Annotated in this window: 17 protein-coding genes; 4 read left to right on the top strand and 13 right to left on the bottom strand. The window is 44.3% G+C overall.

Features of this window, described 5'->3' with window-relative positions; genetic code table 11:
• Positions 1 to 109 precede the first annotated feature (109 nt).
• Positions 110 to 2,557 (top strand): acyl-CoA dehydrogenase FadE, encoded by a 2,448-nt coding sequence (gene fadE / locus G3R49_RS18650; RefSeq protein ID WP_167870670.1) that lies wholly within the window; start codon positions 110 to 112, stop codon positions 2,555 to 2,557.
• 136 nt (positions 2,558 to 2,693) lie between these two features.
• Positions 2,694 to 3,119 carry a PaaI family thioesterase gene (locus tag G3R49_RS18645; RefSeq protein WP_167870669.1) on the top strand — a complete coding sequence of 142 codons (426 nt, stop codon included), beginning with the start codon at positions 2,694 to 2,696 and terminating at the stop codon, positions 3,117 to 3,119.
• 336 nt (positions 3,120 to 3,455) lie between these two features.
• Here the strand turns inward: G3R49_RS18645 and G3R49_RS18640 are convergent, their stop codons facing one another.
• The 4 genes from G3R49_RS18640 to dapA form a co-directional block, all read right to left on the bottom strand.
• Complete coding sequence (locus G3R49_RS18640; protein WP_167870668.1) at positions 3,456 to 6,548, bottom strand: efflux RND transporter permease subunit; 3,093 nt, start codon at positions 6,546 to 6,548, stop codon at positions 3,456 to 3,458.
• Positions 6,545 to 7,627, bottom strand: a complete 1,083-nt coding sequence (locus G3R49_RS18635) for an efflux RND transporter periplasmic adaptor subunit (protein WP_130603049.1) — start codon at positions 7,625 to 7,627, stop codon at positions 6,545 to 6,547. The genes G3R49_RS18640 and G3R49_RS18635 overlap by 4 nt, the downstream gene beginning before the upstream one ends.
• 376 nt (positions 7,628 to 8,003) lie before the next feature.
• Positions 8,004 to 9,104 carry an outer membrane protein assembly factor BamC gene (gene bamC, locus G3R49_RS18630; protein WP_167870667.1) on the bottom strand — a complete coding sequence of 367 codons (1,101 nt, stop codon included), beginning with the start codon at positions 9,102 to 9,104 and terminating at the stop codon, positions 8,004 to 8,006.
• Positions 9,105 to 9,108: 4 nt separating this feature from the next.
• A complete protein-coding gene (dapA, locus tag G3R49_RS18625) occupies positions 9,109 to 9,993 on the bottom strand; it encodes a 4-hydroxy-tetrahydrodipicolinate synthase (RefSeq protein ID WP_167870666.1) in 885 nt (294 codons plus the stop codon).
• Between the two features lie 296 nt (positions 9,994 to 10,289).
• Here dapA and G3R49_RS18620 point away from each other — a divergent pair, with 296 nt between their 5' ends.
• Entirely contained in the window at positions 10,290 to 10,826 is a 537-nt protein-coding gene (locus tag G3R49_RS18620) for a glycine cleavage system protein R (protein WP_130603043.1), read from the top strand.
• 110 nt (positions 10,827 to 10,936) lie between these two features.
• Positions 10,937 to 11,404 carry a thioredoxin-dependent thiol peroxidase gene (gene bcp, locus G3R49_RS18615; RefSeq protein WP_167870665.1) on the top strand — a complete coding sequence of 156 codons (468 nt, stop codon included), beginning with the start codon at positions 10,937 to 10,939 and terminating at the stop codon, positions 11,402 to 11,404.
• 128 nt (positions 11,405 to 11,532) lie between these two features.
• Here bcp and G3R49_RS18610 read toward each other — a convergent pair whose 3' ends face one another.
• The 9 genes from G3R49_RS18610 to G3R49_RS18570 form a co-directional block, all read right to left on the bottom strand.
• Positions 11,533 to 13,599 carry a cation:proton antiporter gene (locus tag G3R49_RS18610; RefSeq protein WP_167870664.1) on the bottom strand — a complete coding sequence of 689 codons (2,067 nt, stop codon included), beginning with the start codon at positions 13,597 to 13,599 and terminating at the stop codon, positions 11,533 to 11,535.
• 185 nt (positions 13,600 to 13,784) lie between these two features.
• Positions 13,785 to 14,417, bottom strand: coding sequence for a LysE family translocator (locus G3R49_RS18605; protein ID WP_167870663.1), 633 nt, complete (start codon positions 14,415 to 14,417; stop codon positions 13,785 to 13,787).
• A 153-nt stretch (positions 14,418 to 14,570) separates the two neighbouring features.
• Positions 14,571 to 15,764 (bottom strand): 2-methylaconitate cis-trans isomerase PrpF, encoded by a 1,194-nt coding sequence (gene prpF / locus G3R49_RS18600; RefSeq protein ID WP_167870662.1) that lies wholly within the window; start codon positions 15,762 to 15,764, stop codon positions 14,571 to 14,573.
• A gap of 162 nt (positions 15,765 to 15,926) precedes the next feature.
• Positions 15,927 to 18,521: a Fe/S-dependent 2-methylisocitrate dehydratase AcnD gene (gene acnD, locus G3R49_RS18595; RefSeq protein ID WP_167870661.1), complete on the bottom strand. Its 2,595-nt coding sequence runs from the start codon at positions 18,519 to 18,521 to the stop codon at positions 15,927 to 15,929.
• A 159-nt stretch (positions 18,522 to 18,680) separates the two neighbouring features.
• Positions 18,681 to 19,805, bottom strand: coding sequence for a 2-methylcitrate synthase (gene prpC, locus G3R49_RS18590; RefSeq protein ID WP_167870660.1), 1,125 nt, complete (start codon positions 19,803 to 19,805; stop codon positions 18,681 to 18,683).
• A gap of 97 nt (positions 19,806 to 19,902) precedes the next feature.
• On the bottom strand, positions 19,903 to 20,781 hold the full coding sequence (gene prpB, locus G3R49_RS18585; protein ID WP_167870659.1) for a methylisocitrate lyase: 879 nt from the start codon (positions 20,779 to 20,781) through the stop codon (positions 19,903 to 19,905).
• 33 nt (positions 20,782 to 20,814) lie between these two features.
• A complete protein-coding gene (locus tag G3R49_RS18580) occupies positions 20,815 to 21,471 on the bottom strand; it encodes a GntR family transcriptional regulator (RefSeq protein ID WP_130603027.1) in 657 nt (218 codons plus the stop codon).
• A 282-nt stretch (positions 21,472 to 21,753) separates the two neighbouring features.
• Positions 21,754 to 22,305, bottom strand: a complete 552-nt coding sequence (locus tag G3R49_RS18575) for a sugar O-acetyltransferase (RefSeq protein WP_130603025.1) — start codon at positions 22,303 to 22,305, stop codon at positions 21,754 to 21,756.
• A gap of 233 nt (positions 22,306 to 22,538) precedes the next feature.
• Positions 22,539 to 23,000 (bottom strand): GNAT family N-acetyltransferase, encoded by a 462-nt coding sequence (locus tag G3R49_RS18570; RefSeq protein ID WP_167870658.1) that lies wholly within the window; start codon positions 22,998 to 23,000, stop codon positions 22,539 to 22,541.
• Positions 23,001 to 23,338 lie beyond the last annotated feature (338 nt).

Raw genomic sequence — 23,338 nt, 5'->3', positions numbered from 1 at the left:
ACTTAGGTTTAATTTTATGTGATACAGGTCTGACCTCATTAGCGACTTGTGACAATAATCATTCAAAAAGTCTTCCCAATCTTAAATTGGGTATTTAAGGAGAAGTAAAGTGACCACCCTACTATGGATCATCGGAATGATCGCAGTACTTGGTGCCATGGCATACCTGAGGGTATCGCTACTTACTACAACAATTGCTGCGGCAATTGTTATGGCTGCAGGTAGTGCGTTAGATATCGTTCATAACTTAGCTTGGATTGTGTTTCTTGTTATTGCACTGCCGCTTAACATCAAATCATTCCGTCAAAATGTTATTAGTCGCCCTTTACTTAAAGTGTACCGCGGCATCATGCCTGAAATGTCTTCGACTGAAAAAGAAGCCATTGAAGCTGGTACTACTTGGTGGGAAGCCGATCTTTTTGCTGGTAACCCTAACTGGCAAAAACTCCACAACTATCCTAAAGCACGCCTAACTGCTGAAGAACAAGCTTTCTTAGATGGCCCTGTTGAAGAAGTCTGCGCCATGCTTAACCAGCACCAGGTGTCACACGAGCTAGCAGACTTACCTGCTGACATTTGGCAGTACCTAAAAGATAATGGCTTCTTCGCCATGATCATCAAGAAGAAATACGGTGGCTTAGAATATTCAGCTTACGCACAATCTCGCGTGCTACAAAAGCTTGCTGGTGTAAGCAGTGAGCTTGCTTCAACCGTAGGTGTACCTAACTCATTAGGTCCTGGTGAGCTATTACAACACTATGGTACCCCAGAGCAACAAGACCACTACTTACCTCGTCTAGCCAAAGGTTTAGAAGTACCTTGTTTTGCCCTTACTAGCCCAGAAGCTGGTAGTGATGCTGGCGCTATCCCAGATTTCGGTGTGGTATGTAAAGGTGAGTTCCAAGGCGAAGAAGTGCTTGGTATGAAACTAACCTGGAACAAGCGATACATTACCCTTGCGCCAGTTGCGACCGTACTAGGTCTTGCATTTAAACTTCGCGATCCAGAAGGATTACTTGGAGGCGAAGAAGATTTAGGCATTACCTGTGCTCTTATCCCAACTGACATTCCTGGCGTTGAAACTGGCCGTCGTCACTTTCCACTTAACTGTATGTTCCAAAACGGCCCTACTCGCGGTAACGAAGTATTCGTTCCATTAAGCTTCATCATTGGTGGGCCAGAAATGGCAGGCCAAGGTTGGAGAATGCTAGTTGAATGTCTATCAGTCGGTCGTGGTATTACCCTTCCATCTAACTCTGCTGGTGGCGTAAAAACTGCTGCATTGGCTACAGGTGCATACTCACGCATTCGCCGTCAGTTCAAATTACCAATTGGTAAACTTGAAGGTATTGAAGAGCCAATGGCGCGCATCGGTGGTAATGCTTACCTTATGGATGCAGTGACCAGCCTAACAACTACAGGTATCGACCTTGGCGAAAAACCATCAGTAATTTCAGCAATCGTTAAGTATCACTTAACCGATCGCATGCAAAAATGTGTGATTGATGCAATGGATATTCACGGTGGTAAAGGTGTTTGTCTTGGCCCTAGCAACTATCTTGGCCGTGGCTACCAAGCTGCTCCGATTGCAATTACAGTTGAAGGTGCGAACATTTTGACTCGCTCAATGATCATCTATGGTCAAGGTGCGATTCGTTGTCACCCATATGTACTTGCTGAAATGGAATCTGCATTTGATAAAGACGCAGCTCGCGGTTTAGCTAACTTCGATTCAGCAATCTTTGGTCATATCGGATTCGCAACATCTAACTTTATCCGCAGCTTCTGGTTAGGCTTAACCAGTGCTCGCCTATCTAACTCGCCATATTCAGATAAGACTAAGCGTTACTATCAGCACATGAACCGTTTTAGTGCCAACCTAGCACTGCTGTCTGACTTAGCGATGGCGACACTTGGTGGTAACCTTAAGCGTAAAGAGCGTATCTCCGCACGTTTAGGCGATTTACTAAGTCAGTTATACCTAGTATCTGCAACGCTTAAGCGTTATGAAGACGAAGGTCGTATTAAAGAAGACTTACCACTAGTTCAATGGGCATGTGAAGATGGTCTGTATAAACTACAAGACTCGTTAGATGACCTACTGGACAACTTCCCAATGGGATTAGGTAAAGTACTGCGCTTTGTTATGTTGCCATTTGGTCGCCCTGTTAAGCGTCCTAGCGATATCCTAGATCATAAAGTTGCTAAGATTTTACAAACACCTTCTGCTACTCGCGATCGTATTGGTGAAGGTCAATACTGGGCTGCAGTTGAAAACAATGCTGTTGGTGTTCAAGAGCAAACCTTTAAGGACATCCTGGCTGCAGAGCCACTATACGACAAAGTTTGTAAAGCAGCCGGTAAACGTCTGCCATTTATGTGGTTAGATAAAGTTGCTGAAGAAGGCAAAGCGCTAGGTGTACTAAGCGAAGCTGAAATTGAATTACTGCAACGTGCCGAGATTGGCCGCATGAAGACGATCAACGTTGATGACTTTGACTCAGATGCGCTAAAAGCGAATGAAGTAAAGCTAACATCGACTGAGCAAGCTGCTTAATCAAAGCTCGCTTTAATGCACACATTCAAGGGTAAAGTTAACGCTTTACCCTTTTTATTTGCTTGAAGCTAAACCCAATGAACAACTAAAAATAAATCAATTTAAGTTAATAGAGCAAGATTCGAAGGAAACTAGTATGACCGGATTACAAGCAATGCAAGCCATGATGGCAGGAAAGATACCGCCACCGACAATGAGCCAAACCTTGCCCATGGCTTTAGTAAAAGTAAAGACCGGCATGGTGGTGTTTGAGGCCACTGCTGATGAGCGCCATTTAAACCCAATGGGCGGTGTACATGGCGGTTTTGCTGCCACAGTGCTTGATTCAGCAACAGCATGCGCTGTGCACAGTGCATTAGCTGACAATCAAAGCTATGCCACCATAGATTTGCAAGTAAAAATGGTGCGCCCTGTTCCAAAAGGTAAGCTCATTTTCGCCCAAGGTGAACTGCAGAATTTATCTAAATCTTTAGCAATATCCCATGCCACGTTAAAAGATGAACAAGGCAAATTATTGGCAACAGCGACCTGTAGCTGCTTAGTAAAAACTCATGAAAGTTAGCCGTACTATTATGTAAGGCAAACCAACGCCCAGAGCGAGATCATGAACTTTTACCACGCATTTTCTTATGGGATTAATAAGCTTTGAGTAAGCAAGCCTCTTTAGCAGGGATGCTAAAGCGGAGCCACTAACGTAACTATAGGGGATGATTTTACGGCGTCTTGCGCAATCAAAGTTCGTTAACCCTTAGTGCATGACTGATAATCAATCAACATGCGGCAGCCATGAACCGCTGCCTTGTTTCGTGATACGTATTAATATATCTACTAATAAAAATGGCTAGTCGTCTGACTAGCCATTTTTTGTTCGCTGCAAGTAACTTTTAATTAGTCAGTTTTATTGTTGTAGCTCTTTCTCCAGCTGATTTGCAACTGCTTGTGGCGAGCTGCTGTTTCTTGCGAATAAGCTATATGTCACTGGAATAACCAGCAAGGTAAAGAAGGTTGCCAATAAAATTCCTGACAACACAACAACACCAATCACAAAGCGTGTTTCACTGCCCGCGCCTTCAGAAAGCACTAGAGGGATAGAACCTGCTGCAGTGGTGATACCTGTCATTAGAATTGGGCGTAAACGTTGGCTTGATGCTTCAAGAATCGCTTGTTGAAACTCAACCCCTTTGTCGCGAAGCTGATTGGCAAACTCTACAATCAAGATACCGTTTTTAGCTGCCAGACCAACGAGCATGATAATACCAATTTGACTATAGATATTGATACTTTGATCGGTGATCCACAAACCAATGAGCGCGCCAAGTGTCGCTAACGGGACTGTCAGCATGATAATCGCAGGATGAATATAAGACTCAAACTGCGCTGCTAGAACCAGAAATACCACACCTAACGCTAATGCAAATACAAAGGTCATTGACGATCCAGAATCCTGGTAATCAAGTGATTGCCCTTTATAACTGATATCCGCTTCGGCTGGTAAATACGTATGCGCTAGGTCGTTCAAGTAATTCAACGCTTCACCTAGTGTGTAACCATCAGCCAAATTGGCCTCTAGCGTAATAGAACGCATGCGGTTGTAGCGGTTTAATGTTTCAGCATCGGCAAACTCTTCAATACTCACCAGGTTTGACAATGGAATAAGCTCGCTGGTTCTATCTGAGCGCACATAGATGTTTTCCATGTCTGTGGCAGTATTTTGATTATCACGATTACCTTCCACTATCACGTCATATTCTTCACCATCGCGCATAAAGGTGGTAACCAGCTTGGAACCTAACATGGTTTCTAAGGTTCGACCGATATGTGAAATAGATACTCCCAGATCAGCCGCACGATCTTTATCAATGACGACTCTTAGCTGAGGCTTAGTCTCTTTGTAGTCATGATCTAAACCCACGAGCTTAGGGTTGTCTTTTGCCTTTTCAATCATGATATCGCGCCAGCTGGCTAGCTCTTCATAACTTGGCCCCCCAAGCACGAATTGCACAGGTTTGCCGATACCGCGACCAAATGCTTGGCGCATGATTGGAAACGCCCTCACCCCAGCTAAATCACTAATACGACCACGGATATCGGCAATGATCTCTTGTGCTGGTCGGCGCACGCTCCAGTCTTCTAACACTATAATGGCCATACCATTAGAGAAGTTAGCAGCTGTGCCAAATCCACGCGGCGCGCGAATAAGTAGGCGTTTGATATCACCGGCTTCAACCAAAGGCATTAACCGTCCTTCAATTTCGTCCATGTACTGTTCAATGTACTCGTAGCTTGCACCTTGAGGCCCATTGACGAACAGGAACATTGAACCACGGTCTTCCTGAGGTGCAAACTCTTCAGGAACTTGCTTAAGGAGATACCCGCTTAAACTAAAGGCGCCTAAAACCATGATGACAACTAACAGCGGTTTATTAATCGCAGCTTTCAGCGACTTTAGGTATACCTGACTAAGCTTGGCCATGATGCTGTCAACTTGGCGCACCAGCCAAGGAGGTGTTTGCTCTTTCTTGAGTAGCTTTGAACACATCATAGGGCTCAGCGTCAACGCCACAATACTTGAAAACATCACCGCTGCGCTCATTGCTACCGCGAACTCTTTAAACAGTTTGCCTAAATCACCCTCAAGGAAAGTGATCGGCATAAACACCGATATCAACACTAAGGTTGTTGCGATAACGGCGAACGCGACTTCTCGGGCGCCTAAAAACGCAGCCTTAAGTGGTGTATCACCGAGTTCAATTCTGCGGTGAATGTTTTCAAGCATTACAATTGCATCATCCACTACCATGCCGATAGCGAGGATCATCGCCAACAATGTCAGCAGGTTAATGGTGTAACCAAGGGCATATAGCACGATAAAGGTTGCAAGCAACGAAACCGGCACCGTTAACGCCGGGATTAGCATGGCGCGAACGCTGCCTAAGAACAAATAGATCACCACAATAACCAGCACCATCGCAATGATTAGCGTGTTATAAACCTCATTAATAGATGCCTCAATAAATACTGAACTATCGTACGAGCGCTTAATCTCCATGCCCTCGGGTAAGGTCGGATTGATCTGGCTAACAAGCACGTTAGCCGCGCGAGCAACATCAAGGGTATTAGCGGTAGATTGCTTAGACACACCGAGACCAATCATGGCCTCAGTGTTACCTCTAAACATAATACGATCTTCTTCTGAGCCGATTTCAACTTTGGCAACATCACCTAGTCTTACCAGGTAACCGTCTTCACCTTGGGTAATTACCAAGTTCTCAAAGTCGTTCTCGGTTAAGAAGCTACGATCAACCCTAACGGTAAAGTGGCGTTCTTTAGACTCAACTGAACCTGCGGGTAACTCGACGTTTTCTGAGCGTAGTGCGCTTTCGACATCCATCACAGTAAGGTTACGAGAAGCCAACGCTTGGCGGTCAATCCAAATGCGCATCGCATAAACTTTACCACCGCCTAAGCGAATATTTGCTACGCCATCTACGACTGAAAAACGGTCAACCAAGTACCGTCTAGCATAGTCAGTGAGCTCAAGTGTGGTCATTTGATTAGACACTAAATTAAGCCACATGATCACTTCATCACCACTGTTAGCCTTGCGAACTTCAGGCGGCTCAGCTTCATCTGGGAGGTTATCAAGCAAGCTTGATACTCGGTCGCGCACGTCATTGGTTGCCGCTTCAATATCACGGCTAATATCAAACTGCAGCGTTACAGATGACCGACCATCGCGGCTCTGTGAGCTAATATGCTTAATACCTTCAATGCCGCTAATCCTGTCTTCCACCAGCTGGGTAATACGACTTTCTACAACAGACGCACTGGCTCCACGATAGCTGGTATCAATTGATACTATCGGCGGGTCGATGTTTGGGTATTCACGCAGCGGCAGCTTCTGAAATGAAACCAAACCGATGATAATTAATAAGATACTTAAAACTGAAGCGAATACCGGGCGTTTAACTGAGGTATCAGTGAGGATCATACTGCGCTCTCCACATTACCTTTTAATGCAAAGTGAAAACGCTCAGCTTCTTCAGGGGTCACTTCAGCGCCAGGACGCACTTTTAAAATACCGCGAATAATCACAGGATCGCCCACTTGGATACCGTCGATAATTTCTACCCACCCACGAGTGCGCAAACCAAGTGACACAGCTACTCGCTCTACTTTGTTCTCGTTATTTACCAGATAAACATAGTGCTTATTCTGTATAGGAATAATCGCAGACTCTGGCAGCAGCAAAGCTTCACGACTTTGCTTGATTAAGTTGACCTTCATCAGCATACCTGGAATTAACTTGTAGTCGTCATTTGGTACGATGGCGCGCACCGTTACGGCGCGTGTGGTTGGGTTAATTCGACTATCAATACTGGTCACTGTGCCTTTAAAGATTTTATCGGGAAATGCGACTGTTTCAGCAATGATTTGCTTACCTTCCTGTAAGTCTTGAATAAAACGCTCAGGCACCGAAAAATCGAGCTTAATCTTAGTCACGTCATCTAGCGTTGTAATTTGCTCTGAAGGAGTCACAAAGCTACCTAGGCTCACATTACGTAAACCTAGACGACCAGAAAAAGGCGCAACAATTTTCCTGTCTGCCACATTCGACGTCGCTTGATCTAAGCTCGCTCTTGCTGCATCGATTTTACTCTGCAGGCTATCTCGCTCTGTTTCAGCCACTGTCTTGCTTAAAACCAGTGAACTAATACGATCAAACTCACGCATATATTCTTGCAACGCTACTTTAGCCTCACGTACTTTCGCCTGTTGCTCAGTATCTTGCAGTTGCACTAATAGCTGACCTTGCTTGACCAGATCGCCATCATCAAAATTTAAAGCAGTGATTACTTCACTCACCTTAGCGGTAACTGAAATAGACTCGGACGCTTTTGCAGTGCCAAGTGCCTCAACTTCATCGCGAACCTGCATCATTTTAGCGTTGGCTACAACAACATTAGGAATGGGTTTAGGCCGCTTAATTTCTGCCTGCTTGGTATCAAATTGTTGATACGCAAACACAGCGGCAGCTGCGGCTAAAATAGTTATTATAATTTTGTTCATTTGTCCTAACCTAACAACGCACATAGAGATGGAATTTTGAGGGATACATTATTTGATAATGCCTAAGCTTAGATCAAGGCAGTTTAACTTTTGTTTACAAATAAAAATCACACAACACATTTATGTAAAGATAGTTAAAGACATAACGATTAAGGCTAGCTTAAGCTGCTGTTTTAATGGGATTAAAATACTTTCATGTTTGTTTCATATAACAAATAAAAAGTATTACAAAATGATATATAGAACGGAGTGTTGATACTTTATGTTGCAATAAAAAAGGCTCCTTTTGGAGCCTTTATTGTTTTATGAGCGATTGACCTTATTCTAAAACTAGTTCGGTTTCATTTTAGTAACTGCCCAACTAAATTGTGCTTGGCTAACGAACCTTACGGTCTTCTTCCATTAACTCAGCCAATTTGTCGTAAACCTCAACAACTGCACCATCGTCAACAGGTTCATTATCAACAGTTCTAAACATCAGCTTAGTTTTATCTGTTTCATTTGCCTCTTCTAACACTAGGCGGTAATTACCTTTGTCTAGCTCCAATGCGTCATCGCCCCACAACGAACTCCAGAAACCACCGGAATCGTCAAGGCTGATGTAATAAAGGCCCTTAGATTTGTCCATGTCGATAATTTCAAAGCCCATCTCAGGAAGCACAATACGCAGACGATCCCATGCATTTTCAAATGGCGCATGCGCCATCCAGTAAGCACCTTCGTCTTCAGTTGGGTTAACTAACTCAAGCTGAATACCTAAACTGCGCTTAATGCGAGCTTCACGTAGTGCTTTCTCACGATTCACACTGACGTAAGCAATGGCATTGTTTAACATGTCAATCGTGTAACGGCGCTTGTCATCGCTAGTAAGCAAGATTTGTTGAATTTCTTCATCGAACACTTCTTCATGTTCGATAAGATCAATTTTCAAATCGCCTGTACGGCCATGAGGTTTAACATCAACCGTAAACATGTAGCGCTGACGTAATACATACTCTTTATCGCTACCCCATAGGCTCGTTTCAACCACTTCACTGGTTTCAATCCAATCGGTTTCGACCACACCTGAATCAAAATCCTGTGAGCGAATAGCAATAGATTTCTTATTCAAGTAAGCAACGACGTCATCGTAAATTTCTTGTTTAAGATTGGTTTGATTATCGATTGACTCAACCACAATCTTAATATTGTCAGAGCCTTCTTCCACACGAGTACCTTCAGCCATCGGCAATACCTGCAATGGCGGACGAATATCAAGCTGCTTACCCACCGGGCTATTTTGCGCTTGCTTACCAATTTCAGGAACCTGGTATTCTTCGCTGTACCTTGGGGTATCAAGCCCTTCAGGTATGGTCAATAACGACTGCGTAGATGCATTAATATAATCTTCCGTGCCGTTTACCTGACGACGCTCGATTGGCGTACTACATGCTGTAACGGCCAGAAGTAATACAACTGGGGTGGCTTTTTTTATCATCAATTTATTGCACCTTAATTTGCGCTTGTTGCATTGTTTCTAACAACAGACCATGAAACTCATCAGAAAGTTCAGTCAAAGGTAAACGAATATGGCCAGATTGTATTAATCCCATACGATGAACCGCCCATTTTACTGGGATTGGGTTGGCTTCAGAAAAGAGTGACTGATATATACCGCGCATATGACTATCGGCTTGTTTAGCCTGTTCCACGTTGCCAGCAATCGCCGCATCGCACATCTTTTTAAACAAGTTAGGTACAATGTTATTGGCTACCGAAATCACACCATTGCCACCTAATGTTAAAAACTCACATGCGGTAGCATCGTCGCCACTGTATAGTTTGAAGTCATCGCCGCAAAGGTTGCGAAGTTGTGCAACACGGCTTAAATCTCCCGTTGCCTCTTTGACACCAATAATATTTGGATGCTTAGCCAATTCAGCAATGGTTTCAGGCAACATATCGACTGAAGTACGGCCTGGCACGTTGTATAGGATTTGCGGAATGTCAGTGCTGTCAGCAACAGCAGTGTAATGCGCAATCAACCCCTTTGGAGATGGTTTGTTGTAATAAGGGGTCACGCCAAGCATGGCGACAACGCCGTAATCTTGCATTGATTGGGTTAACTCAATTGCTTCTGCTGTGGCATTCGCGCCATTTCCGCCAATAACTGGAATGCGACCAGCGGCGAACTTAACTGTCTGGCGAACGACTTCTACATGTTCTTTTGTAGGTAAGGTGGCAGACTCACCTGTGGTACCAACTGCTACAATGGCATCAGTGCCTTGTTCAATATGAAACTCAACCAGTCTTTGCAGGCTTTCATAATCTACTGTGCCATCACTATTCATAGGAGTGATTAAGGCTACGATGCTTCCGTTTATCATCTAAGCTCCCCAAGGTTTAAGGACAGGCTATGTTACTGTTGCAGCCAAGCAATGACAAGCGTTTGGGTCACTGAAACATAAAATAGGTTAATCTGTTTGCAATATCTAAATAACCTTTAATTTAACTGGTTAACCGAAATGGGTTTAACTCAGGCAAATCGTCTAATCGTTAGCCAAATTGCGATAAATTTTACCTTAGCTTAATCGCTGGCTAGTTACTTGTGTTAATATCGCCATCATTGAATTATTTGCAGCTAACAGCGGTGGCATGAGTGCTACCGAAATGGGGATAGATTATGACCAACTATCTGGTCGTGACAGCTATGGGCGCCGATCGCCCTGGCCTTGTCGGAAAACTTTCACGCCTAGTAAGCGAATGTGATTGTGATATTGTCGATAGCCGCATGGCGCTATTTGGTAATGAATTTACCCTTATTATGATGGTGTCAGGCTCTTGGTCATCCATTACCAAGATTGAAACCACCCTGCCCAGTCTCAGTGTTGAGTTAGACTTAATGACGGTGATGAAACGCACCTCTAAGCACACACCACAGAACTACATTTCTCGAATTGAAGTTGCCTTTAACGGTGAAGATCAACGCGGAACCATGAATACCATTACCCAATTCTTGGCCGACCGCTCTCTTGACCTAGCAGCCGTGCGCTCTCATGCCGATGATGATAGCGACCTTAATACCCAGACGATTTTGTTATCGATTAACATTCCAGAAAAAGTTGATCTAGCCAAACTCGAAGTCAGTATTAAACAGCTTGCTGAGCAGCTTAGCCTTGAGTGCACAATCAAACGTATGCAAGGTATTGCCGCTCCTTAGTGTAATAATTAAAAGGCATGCTTAATCGCACATATCCTTTATTAAAGACCTATTTTTTCAAAGCTAGTTTTAAAGCTATTTTTAGAACTCAATAACACAGTGGACGTAATATGAATACTTTAAATGTTGGTGATAATGCACCTATGTTTACCTTGCAAAATCAATATGACCAAGCAGTTTCATTACAAGAGTGCTTAAATTCGGGACCAGTTTTAGTTTATTTCTACCCAAAGGCTTCTACACCTGGCTGTACGGTTCAAGCTCAGGGTCTACGTGATATTAAAGCTGATCTTGACGGTTTAAACATGACGGTATTAGGTATTAGCCCAGATCCAGTTACCAAGCTATTAAAGTTCTCAGATAAGCAAGAACTTAACTTCCACCTGCTAAGTGATGAAGACCACGCTATAGCAGACGCATTTGGCGTGTGGGGCGAGAAGAAGTTCATGGGTAAGGTATACGATGGTATCCACCGCCTAAGCTTTGTTATCGGCACTGACGGTAAAGTCAGTCACTTTATCAACAAATTTAAAACCAAAGAGCATCACCAGGTGCTGCTTGATACTGTGAATGGCTGATACGGGTAACGTTTAGTATCGATTGATATTGATGTCGTATATAAAACACCAAAACGCCCAGCTGATGCTGGGCGTTTTTTATTCTGCCTGCTCTAGTTACTTAATTATTTTAATTTGATGCTTACTCGCTAATTTCCTTCGTCACCCTTAACGGAAAGTTTGGTGTTAGCAAGCTCAGTCTGTTTATCTTGCCCTTCATTATGGATCAGTTCATTGCGCTCTTCTTCTAGCATTTCTTGTTGTTGCTGCGCTTCAAAATCATTTAACTCTTTCTGCTTACGCTGCAGCTTTTCTTCAGCTAGTTGTAGCTCTCTCTGTTTTGCAGCTATCTTGGCTTGTTGCTCAGCCTCAATTTTTGCAAGACGCAGCTTTTCTTCGTCAATGGCTCGTTGTATTTCAGCTTGTTGTTGAGCTTCTACAGGAAGCAGGCAAATCAACTCAATCCCAACTGGATATTCTTGCAACTTGCTCCCGGAGATCACTTTAACCTTACCCTCTTTAGTCAAATACAACAGCGGGATCGCGGTATCACCATAACGCTTTAAAAAGTCATCAAAGCTAAAGTTGTCGGTAATATTGGTGACTTTAAGTTGCCCACCTTTTGCCATAATGCTGGCAATTTTTGCATAGGACACATTCTCACCAAACAAGCATAAACGTTGCAGATAAGACTCAGACAACTGATGGCGTGCACTGGCAGCATCTGAATTATTTAGCCCGTAGACCTTGTCATCACCAAGTACATCTTGAAAATGAAACGTAACCAACGGATTTAGCTGTCTGTATGGCGACATCACCAATACCCTGCCTATGCCGCTCAAATCCATATAGGTCTCTGCATGTTCAGATGCTGGATTGCCGAAGTAGACCGGAATATTATCCATGCGTGCCTGGCGTATGCTGTCCCAGTTGTTATCAGCCAGGATAACGGGGACATTCTTTGAAGTAAGTAGCTTGGCTAGCTCTCTTGAAAATTTAGAGGCGCCAAAAATCAACAACCCTTGAGCAGAACCTTGTTTAACACCTAGTATTTTTGCCCAAGTGCCCGCAGTTAAGCTCTGTATTACCACTGTACCTATGATGATCATGAATACTAACGGCACAATTGAGCTTGCACTGCTAAAACCAAGTGCCTCAAGCTTAATCGCAAATAACGACGAAATGGCTGCAGCAACGATACCTCTAGGGGCGACCCAACTCAAAAACCATTTATCTTGGCTGGTCAAGTTTGTGCCGATACCGGAAACCCAAATGCTCAAAGGTCTGGCAATAAACATCACTACCAGTAAAACCAGTATGCCACCCCAGCCCAGATCTAGCATGGCATTAGAATCCAACCTAGCTGCAAGCAAGATAAATAAAGCCGAGATAAGCAATACGGTGAGAGTTTCTTTAAACTCGAGAATATCGGCAATATCAACGCCGCGCATATTGGCAAGCCAAATTCCCATCACCGTGACCGTTAACAGTCCAGCTTCTTCCTGCAATAGATTTGAGCCAACAAATATCCCCAACATAATGGTTAACACAGCGGTGTTTTTTAAATAGTGCGGAAATAGATTACGGCGCAGCGCAACACCTACAAGATAACCAGAGAGCGCTCCGCCACCTAGACCAATCAATAAGGTCAGGCCAAGCGCATACAATACATGGGTAGTAGGATCTGCTGTTACCGCAATATACTCGTAGACTAAAACCGCAAGCAGTGCACCTATTGGGTCAATAACTATGCCTTCCCAGCGCAAAATGCTAGACAGTTTTGCGCTTGGCTGCACAGTTCTCAGCATAGGAACAATTACAGTCGGACCTGTAACCACCACTAAAGCGCCGAACAGGCAAGCGATCGACCAATCAAATCCAAGGATATAGTGAGCTGCTGGCGCAATACACGCCCAGGTAATGAGAGCGCCAACCGATACAAGATGGCTGACCATACGGCCATGCTCATTAATTTCTTTAAAGTTAAGGGTTAACGCCCCTTCAAACAAGATAACGGCAACACCTAATGAGATGATCGGGAATAATAAATCGCCGAACAATTCATCAGGCTGGAGAATATCGAGAGCTGGGCCAAGCAGTAAACCGCACAACAACAAAGGTAAGATTGCAGGGAGCCTTAACTTCCAACCAACCCACTGACAAACAAGCGACAACACACCAATTAGCGCTAGCATCCCAGTAATATGCTCTACCATAAAATCTTCCCTACAATGTATGGCCTTGATGCTAAGTGTAAATTCACGCAATCCAGCCTTACTGATATCAATGACAGTTTGATGACAAATGAAACACTAACTTAATTGGGATAATAGGCTAAACGACTGTTATTGCAACACTAAGTTAACATTAAAATAAAAGTGTTCGCTGCAAGTTGAAATAGCTAGATCACCACGCTATAAACCACAACTAGCACTAAACTGAATGCGAATAACTGTTTAATGCGCATTGCGCGCTCAGGCGAATCAACGACCACACGACTAAACCAAGGCTTGGCTAAACCGCCAAGCACCAACCATGCACTGTCAACAACAATAGCAACCAATAGACAGGTGGTCGCTGTGTAAGTCATGCTCGTTACCTGAGATTCCAACGATAAACTCACACTTGAGAAAATGGCTAACATAGCTGCATAGGCTTTAGGATTAATCAGATTCAAAGTAAACCCGTCAAGAAAACCAGGATGCGGATCCCCTGTTTGCTCCTTGCTAGTAAGCTGTTCTTTTGGCATTGGTAATGGCGCCTTAGCTATTTTGTACGCCACATACATGAGGTAGGCAAATGCCAAATACTGCAGGGCGCGACTCACATGCGGCATAGTTTCAATTACCAAGGCCAAGCCAACGCTGGTAGATAGCATCACCCAAACTAATCCAGTCAAAATACCAAACAGATAACCTAAACTTTCTCGCACGCCAAAACACATGCCGTTAATAGCAAGACTTATCGGTACTGGGCCCGGTGAGCCCAAAAGCAATGCTGTAGTAGAGATCAATAAAATTACTTGCTCCTGCAACTTACTACTCCTTAAAACGGATTATTTGATAACTAAAAGGCTATGGAGTTCCAATTAATCCCAAATAAAATCTTTCACCACCCATTAACTATCAAATTTTTTGATATCAAATTTGAGTAATAAAAAAGCAGCGGGGTACGCTGCTTTTTAAAACTAAATGTGCTCTTGTGGCACACGTACGTTTCCTTCCATCAGTACCCTTGCACTTCGGCTCATACTGACTTTGTTAACCTGCCAACTACCAGTTTCATTTGTTGCAACAGCGCCAACTTTAAGTGTGCCGGACGGATGACCAAACACCACTTCGCCTTGAACATCTCCACCTGCAGCGAGGTTAACTAAGGTACCAGGGATAACCGCTGCAGTGCCGATGGCAACCGCCGCAGTACCCATCATAGCGTGATGCAGTTTACCCATAGATAACGCGCGGACACATAAATCAATACTCTGTGCATCAACCTCAGAGCCACTTGAACTTACATAGCTCTTAGATGGAGATACAAAAGCAATTTTAGGCGTATGTTGACGCGTCTTGGCTTGCTCGAGATCGGTAATTAGCCCCATTTGCAACGCACCGTAGCTGCGAATGGTTTCAAACCGCGTAAGAGCTGCTTCATCATTGTTTATTGCTTCTTGCAGCTCAGTACCGCTGTAGCCTATCTCATCAGCATTGACAAAGATGGTCGGAATACCTGCATTAATCATGGTCGCTTTAAACGTGCCCACGCCGGGGACATTTAAGTCATCAACCAAGTTACCTGTTGGGAACAGCGCTCCGTCACCATCTGCAGGGTCAACAAACTCAACCTTTACTTCAGCGGCAGGAAATGTCACACCATCAAGCATGAAGTCGCCTGTCTCTTGCACCTCGCCATTAACGATAGGCACATGGGCGATAATGGTTTTACTGATATTTGCCTGCCAAATACGCACGACAGCAATACCATCATTTGGAATACGTGAAGCATCCACTAAACCTTGGCTAATGGCAAAGGCGCCAACAGCTGCGGTTAAGTTGCCACAGTTACCGCTCCAATCAATCGCGGGTTTATCAATAGCAACTTGACCAAATAGATAGTCAACATCGTGATCTGCCACTGTACTTTTTGACAAAATTACTGTCTTACTTGTGCTCGACGTTGCGCCGCCCATACCGTCAGTATGTTTTGCATAAGGGTCGGGACTACCAATAACGCGCAGCAATAGGTTATCACGTGCGCGGCCAGCAACTTGGGCGTCAAGTGGCAGATCAGCAAGGTTAAAGAACACCCCTTTACTGGTTCCACCGCGCATGTAAGTTGCTGGAATTTTTAACTGAGGTTTAAAAGGCTGTGTTGTTACAGACATTATTGCCCCTTGTTTTGTAGAGAAATTTAGCTAATTTCTAGCAGCCAAGCTTTAGCAAATAAAGCTACTAGAACAACCTGTCGCTTGAAAGCTATAGTAAGCTAGCTCGTATATTGTTCGAGCTAGCTTCTATAGAGTGAAGCTTCTATAGACTTAAATGACTTATGCGTTTTGCGCTAAAAAGTCTTGGGCAAAGCGTTGTAATACGCCGCCAGCTTCATACACGCTTACTTCTTCAGCGGTATCTAGACGACATTTGACCGGAATATTAATTTGATCGCCGTTAGATTTACTTACGATAAGAGTTAACAGTGCACCCGGTTTACGCTCACCAATGACATCAAATGTCTCAGTGCCATCAATCTGATAAGTATGACGGGTATCGCCACCAGTAAACTCAAGCGGCAATACGCCCATACCAACCAAGTTAGTGCGGTGAATACGCTCAAACCCTTCGGCAACAATCACTTCAACACCCGCAAGGCGTACACCTTTTGCTGCCCAGTCACGTGATGAGCCTTGACCATAATCCTTACCGGCAATAATGATAAGCGGCTGTTTACGGTCCATGTAAGTTTCAATCGCTTCCCACATGCGTGTCACTGTGCCTTCTGGCTCAATACGCGCTAATGAGCCTTGCTTAACTTCACCATTTTCCTTAACCATTTCGTTGAACAGTTTAGGGTTGGCAAATGTTGCACGCTGAGCAGTCAGGTGATCGCCGCGGTGAGTCGCATACGAGTTGAAGTCTTCTTCAGGTAAGCCCATTTTGTGCAGATAAGCACCCGCTGCGCTGTCTAACAAAATCGCGTTGGATGGCGATAAGTGATCGGTCGTGATGTTGTCACCAAGCACGGCTAATGGGCGCATACCTTTCATGGTACGCTCACCCGCTAACGCGCCTTCCCAGTATGGCGGGCGGCGAATATAGGTGCTTTGAGGGCGCCAATCATATTGCGGATTAGTTTCATCACCGTATTCAACTTTAAGGTCGAACATTGGCTCATAAACTTTCTTAAATTGCTCTGGCTTAACGCTTTGGGCGATGACTGCATCAATCTCTTCATCTGTCGGCCACAGATCTTTAAGGGTAATATCATTACCTTGCGCGTCTTTACCTAAGCTATCTTTTTCGATATCAAAGCGAACTGTACCCGCAATTGCATAAGCGACGACTAGTGGCGGTGATGCCAGGAACGCTTGTTTAGCATAAGGATGGATACGACCGTCAAAGTTACGGTTACCTGACAATACTGCAGTGGCGTATAAGTCGCGATCAATGACTTCTTGTTGGATCTTAGGATCTAACGCGCCGCTCATGCCATTACAAGTTGTACAGGCAAACGCCACAATGCCAAAGCCCAATGCTTCAAGGTGTGGCAATAACCCAGCTTCCTCAAGATAAAGCTGTACTGCTTTTGAGCCTGGAGCGAGTGACGTTTTCACCCAAGGCTTACGCGTCAGTCCTAGCTTATTAGCATTACGTGCCACTAGACCTGCGGCAATCACGTTGCGTGGATTTGAGGTATTGGTACAGCTAGTAATAGCAGCAATAATACATGCGCCATCTGGCATTTCGCCATCTTTAGCCGCTGGCTCGTTCGATACTGAGATCCCCTGCTCGGCTAAGTCTGTTGTCGCTACGCGGCGATGCGGATTAGAAGGGCCCGCAATATTACGTACTACTGTAGATAAGTCGAACTTAAGAACACGCTCGTATTCAACTTCAGTTAAATCATCAGCCCAAAGCCCAGTTTGTTTAGCGTATTGCTCGACTAACTTGATTTGCTTATCATCGCGGCCGGTAATACGCAGGTAATCAATGGTTTTATCATCGATATAGAACATGGCAGCGGTTGCACCAAACTCAGGTGTCATGTTCGAAATGGTTGCGCGATCGCCAAGGGTTAAATCAGCTGCGCCCTCTCCAAAGAACTCAAGGTAAGTAGATACAACACGCTCTTGACGTAAAAATTCAGTGATTGCTAAAACGATATCCGTTGCGGTAATGCCAGGCTGACGTTTACCAACTAGCTCAACACCAACAATATCCGGCAGGCGCATGTACGATGGGCGGCCAAGCATCACACTTTCAGCCTCTAGGCCACCAACACCAATAGCGATAACACCTAGCGCATCAACATGTGGTGTGTGACTGTCTGTGCCAACTAAGGTGTCAGGAAATGCTACACCATCGCGTGCTTGAATGACCGGCGACATCTTCTCTAAGTTAATCTGATGCATAATGCCGTTACCCGGCTGAATGACATCAATATTCTTAAATGCAGTTTTAGTCCAGTTAATGAAGTGGAAACGATCTTCATTACGTCTATCTTCAATAGCGCGGTTCTTCTCGAACGCGTCTTTTTCAAAACCAGCGTGCTCTACGGCTAATGAGTGGTCAACAATCAGCTGCGTTGGCACAACCGGGTTAACTTTAGCTGGGTCACCGCCCTTTTCTGCAATCGCATCACGTAGACCAGCTAAATCAACTAGAGCAGTTTGCCCAAGAATGTCATGACAAACTACTCGCGCTGGATACCAAGGGAAATCAAGGTCACGCTTGCGTTCAATTAGCTGCTTAAGGCTATCTGTTAGGGTTTCTGGTGAGCAGCGACGGACTAGGTTTTCCGCTAGTACGCGTGATGTGTAGGGTAAGGTTTTGTAGCTGCCTGGATCGATGGCTTCAACAGCTTCACGGGTATCAAAGTAATCTAGCCCACTGTCGGCTAGTGTCTTACGATATTGGGTATTCATAGGCGTTCTCTATACTGCAATGCAGCTCAACTTGGCTTGTTTGTTGTTGTGATACAAAACCAAAGCGCAAGTTAAGCGCATACTGCTATGTGCTTTGAAAGTGCTCAGTGATTATGGTTACTTGAGCACTTTCATTGTTAATTACTGCAAATATGTAAATTAACGCTCAGCAATTGGCACAACTTTACGTGGCTCGCTACCGGTGTAATCTGCACTTGGGCGGATAATACGGTTATTGGCACGTTGCTCCATCACGTGAGCCGCCCAACCTGTTAGACGTGAGCACACGAAAATTGGCGTGAACAACTTAGTTGGAATGCCCATGAAGTGATACGCCGAAGCATGGAAGAAGTCAGCATTACAGAATAGTTTTTTGGTGTCCCACATGTATTCTTCACAAGCAACAGAGATGTCGTATAGCGAGGTGTCACCAAATTCTTGCGCGAGCTTTTCAGACCAGGCCTTAATAATCACGTTACGCGGATCTGACTCACGATAAATCGCATGGCCAAAGCCCATGATTTTCTCTTTGCGCTCAAGCATGCCAGCCATTTGCTCTTTGGCATCTGCTGGAGACTTGAACTTTTGGATCATGTCCATAGCCGCTTCGTTTGCGCCGCCATGTAATGGACCGCGAAGCGAACCAATTGCGCCAGTGATACATGAGAACATATCTGACAGTGTTGATGCACAAACGCGAGCGGTAAAGGTAGATGCATTAAACTCATGCTCAGCATAAAGAATTAATGACACATCCATCACCTTACGGTGCTGCTCAGATGGCGTTTCGCCGCGCAGCAGTTTAAGGAAGTGACCGCCGATAGACTCTTCGTCAGTCACACAATCAATTTCAACGCCCTCATGTGAATACTTGTACCAGTACACCATGATTGCTGGGAATGCGGCTAATAAACGGTTAGCTGCTTTGTTTTGCTCGCTAAAGTCGTTCTCTGGTTCTAAATTACCTAAGAATGAGCAACCTGTGCGCATCACATCCATAGGGTGTGCATCAGCAGGAATGCGTTGCAGCACTTCTTTTAGTGCTTGTGGTAAATCACGCATACCGTGCAGCTCAGTTTTATAAGCATCTAGCTGCGCGCTTGTTGGTAGCTCACCATTGAATAGCAGGTAAGCGACTTCTTCGAATGTTGCGTTATCAGCAAGATCTGACACGTCATAACCACAATAAGTCAAACCAGAACCTGATTTACCTACCGTACATAAAGCAGTTTCACCTGCACTTTGACCACGTAAACCTGCACCACCTAATTTTTTATCTACCATGACTGCGTTCCTATTATTTTAAAGTGTTGTCAGGCCCAAACGATAACTCAGCAATTCCAACTAGCATTAGCTAACATCTGGGCGGTTGAAGTTTGATTTACTTATTTTTGCCTTCAGCAAATAGCTGATCTAACTTTTGCTCGTAAGCGTGGTAACCAAGGTAATCGTAGAGTTCCATACGCGTTTGCATACTATCGACTACCGCTTTTTGGTCGCCATTTTCTAAAATCGAGGTATAAACCATTTCTGCGGCTTTATTCATTGCTCTAAAGGCACTTAATGGATAAAGCACCATAGCGGCGCCCCACTCACCAAGTTGCTCCTTGTTCCAAAGCTCGGTTTGGCCAAACTCTGTAATGTTGGCCAAAATTGGCACATCTAGGGCATCAGCAAATGCGCGGTAATGTTCTTCGGTTTTTACAGCTTCAGCAAAAATACCGTCTGCACCTGCTGCAACATAAGCTTTAGCACGTTCAATCGCCGCTTCTAAGCCTTCTTGAGCAAAGGAGTCTGTACGCGCCATGATGAAAAAGTCTGGGTCGGTGCGCGCATCAACGGCAGCTTTAATACGATCGACCATCTCTTCAGTCGAAACGATTTCTTTATTTGGGCGATGACCACAACGCTTTTGTGCAACCTGATCTTCCATGTGCACAGCTGCTGCGCCGGCTTTTTCCATATCGCGAATAGTTTTCGCGATGTTAAACGCGCCGCCCCAACCAGTGTCGATATCGACCATTAACGGTAAGTCACAAGCTGAAGTGATACGTTGCACGTCTACGGTGACATCGTTAAGTGAGGTCATACCTAGATCAGGTAAGCCATAAGATGCGTTAGCGACGCCGCCTCCAGACAGATAAATAGCCTGGTGACCAATTTGCTTTGCCATCATTGCCGTGTAAGCGTTGATCGTGCCGACAATTTGTAGTGGCTTATTATCAACAAGTGCTTGGCGAAATTTCTTTCCTGCGCTCATAGTGACTCCCTTTGAAAATGAGACAGACTCAATTTACTTGAGCTTGTTTTCGATATTATTTCTTGAATACATGATGTGACGGCGCATTAGCATTTCGGCTAATTCAGCGTCACGGTTACTAATTGCTTGAACGATATGTTTATGCTCATCAAATGCAGTACTTACCCTTGGTCCAGCCATACCAAGCTGAACCCGATACATGCGAACCAGATGATAAATACCATCAATGAGCAAAGAGATAAGGTGTTGATTGTTGCTGCCTAGGATAATGCGGTAATGAAAGTCGACATCGCCCGCTTCTTGATAGTAGCTAGTGCCGTCTTTAACGCGATCAAAATGGTGATTAAGCAAAGCGTTTAGATCGCTTACTTCTTGATCTGTCATGTTCTGGGCCGCTAAGCGTGCCGCCATACCTTCAAGCGACTCGCGAACTTGATAAAGCTCTAACAAGCCATCGAGTGATAGTGATACCACGCGTGCACCAACATTGGCTTTACGCTCAACTAGACGGCAAGTCTCTAATCGATTAATGGCTTCACGAATAACCGCTCGGCTAACCTGATACTTTGTCGACAATTCAGGCTCACTTAATTTACTTCCTGCTGAAATAACGCCTTCAACAATATCATTTCTTAATGAAATGAAGGTTTTATCAGCAGAAGTAATCGGTTTTGCTTGCGATGGCGACATGGGTAACCAAGTTGTTAATAAAATCATTGTCGACAATATAGCAATTTTGAGACATAGATCAACATCAATTTGCGCAAATTGTCGACAAAAATTAGTGACCTGAAGTTTAAACTGATAACTAGGACCTACGATTGTCGACATATTTGCACGTCTAACGAGTTTATCTGATCGATAAGTAGCACAAAAAAGCGCTAGCCCCGACTAGGGCTTAAAGGTGCAGCTAGCGACTAATTGATGGAGATAATACGGGGTTAATATAATGATGATGAATTGAAGAAGAGTTTATTGATTTAATTTTTTTATAACTTTTGCTGGTACGCCGCCAACAACAGTATCTGCTGGTACATCCTGATTAACGACTGAGCTAGCTGCAACCACACTGCGCGCTCCGATCGTCACGCCTTGGTTAATCACCACGTTACCGCCGATCCAGACATCGTCCTCAATAACGATTGGCTTACAGAATGTCTTCCACCCACGGCGCGCTTTATAATCTAAGGAGTGTGATGCGCTATATAACTGAACAGAAGGAGCAATAAGCACATTGTCGCCAATACGGACTTCAGCTCCATCCAAAATAGTGCAACCCATATTGATAAAGCTATTGCTGCCGATAATGATATTTTTGCCAAATTCACATTTAAACGGCGCTGTGATAAATGAATTATTACCGATTTGACCGAGCAAATCCTTTGCCAGTTGCTGGACAACCTCGCTATCGCCACAATGATTGATTTTTGTCGTCAAGGTCAGTGCATTAGCGCGCACTTGGCAGATTTCCTTATCGCCGGCATCGAAATCGTAGCCCTGCTTCATTTTTTCGTATTCAGTCATTTAATTATCTTTTTACTGTTATTTATTTTAACACGGCGCAAGCATGATTTAGCTAGCCAATTGTAAAGGCGCGAACGTTAACATATTTATATGCACACTTATAGTGTTTGCATAGTAAGTTGATATTTATAAGGATAATGTGAGAAAGGTAAATTTATGGGCAACTGAGCTACTTAAAATAGCTTCAGTAGATACCTAGCCGGCCAGGCCGCTCCACCACAAAGATAAAACATTTAAATGTCTAATTTCATAACGATAACGTCATCGCCTTTATCCACTATCTGATGCACTTTTTTAAAACCAAACTTAGCATACAAACCACCTGATAAGTCTTCGGTTTGCAAGTACAAGTGTTTCATCCCAGCGAGCCTTGCACGGTTGATAGCTTCATGAACTAAGCTAGACGCCACACCTTGCCCTCTTGCATGTTCACTAACATACACGCCACCAAGCCAATACTGGTACTCTGGATACCGCTCCATTTCGTAGGTTTTTAGTTCAGCAGCGCCCAGTAATTGATGTTGGTCTTTTGCTAGCATTAACATTGGCAATGTATCACGACTAGCCGCAGCATCGACCTTTTGTCTCACCTGCTCTAACGAGTAACGCCCAGACTCCCTGCACCACTCGTCAAAGTACCATTGAGCAACCGCAGGAGCACTGCCGGGGTCATCTGCTAGCAATATAACTTTCATATCAACCTTATTACCAAGTTTACAATGGCGTGAAGCACAGGATCAGAATCTAAACCAATTACGGGTTTATAGTAAATCCTAGCCTTAAATCGTGCGACATTGCTGTGATTACTTAGTCAAGGCTAATCTTAAAAAACTAAAGTGGCGCTCCTTCTTTTCAACAAGAGCACGTGGGATTTTAAATTCACCAAAATTTTACTGTAGGTATAAACGCAAAAAAGCCCCAACTTTCGTTGAGGCTTTGATACACCACTCTTAACAGAGTTAATAATGGTACCCGAGGCCAGACTTGAACTGGCACGCTTATTCAGCGAGGGATTTTAAATCCCTTGTGTCTA

This window comes from Shewanella sp. WXL01 (assembly GCF_012263345.1).
Lineage (GTDB): Bacteria > Pseudomonadota > Gammaproteobacteria > Enterobacterales > Shewanellaceae > Shewanella > Shewanella maritima.
Note: the sequence above shows the minus strand (reverse complement) of the source record. Positions and strands in the feature narration are given on the sequence as shown.

Coding starts and splice junctions, on each gene's coding strand:
- G3R49_RS18645 (WP_167870669.1), top strand. CDS start 2,694: ATGACCGGATTACAAGCAATGCAAGCCATGATGGCAGGAAAGATACCG.
- G3R49_RS18640 (WP_167870668.1), bottom strand. CDS start 6,548: ATGATCCTCACTGATACCTCAGTTAAACGCCCGGTATTCGCTTCAGTT.
- G3R49_RS18635 (WP_130603049.1), bottom strand. CDS start 7,627: ATGAACAAAATTATAATAACTATTTTAGCCGCAGCTGCCGCTGTGTTT.
- bamC (WP_167870667.1), bottom strand. CDS start 9,104: ATGATAAAAAAAGCCACCCCAGTTGTATTACTTCTGGCCGTTACAGCA.
- dapA (WP_167870666.1), bottom strand. CDS start 9,993: ATGATAAACGGAAGCATCGTAGCCTTAATCACTCCTATGAATAGTGAT.
- G3R49_RS18620 (WP_130603043.1), top strand. CDS start 10,290: ATGACCAACTATCTGGTCGTGACAGCTATGGGCGCCGATCGCCCTGGC.
- bcp (WP_167870665.1), top strand. CDS start 10,937: ATGAATACTTTAAATGTTGGTGATAATGCACCTATGTTTACCTTGCAA.
- G3R49_RS18610 (WP_167870664.1), bottom strand. CDS start 13,599: ATGGTAGAGCATATTACTGGGATGCTAGCGCTAATTGGTGTGTTGTCG.
- prpF (WP_167870662.1), bottom strand. CDS start 15,764: ATGTCTGTAACAACACAGCCTTTTAAACCTCAGTTAAAAATTCCAGCA.
- acnD (WP_167870661.1), bottom strand. CDS start 18,521: ATGAATACCCAATATCGTAAGACACTAGCCGACAGTGGGCTAGATTAC.
- prpC (WP_167870660.1), bottom strand. CDS start 19,805: ATGGTAGATAAAAAATTAGGTGGTGCAGGTTTACGTGGTCAAAGTGCA.
- prpB (WP_167870659.1), bottom strand. CDS start 20,781: ATGAGCGCAGGAAAGAAATTTCGCCAAGCACTTGTTGATAATAAGCCA.
- G3R49_RS18580 (WP_130603027.1), bottom strand. CDS start 21,471: ATGTCGCCATCGCAAGCAAAACCGATTACTTCTGCTGATAAAACCTTC.
- G3R49_RS18575 (WP_130603025.1), bottom strand. CDS start 22,305: ATGACTGAATACGAAAAAATGAAGCAGGGCTACGATTTCGATGCCGGC.
- G3R49_RS18570 (WP_167870658.1), bottom strand. CDS start 23,000: ATGAAAGTTATATTGCTAGCAGATGACCCCGGCAGTGCTCCTGCGGTT.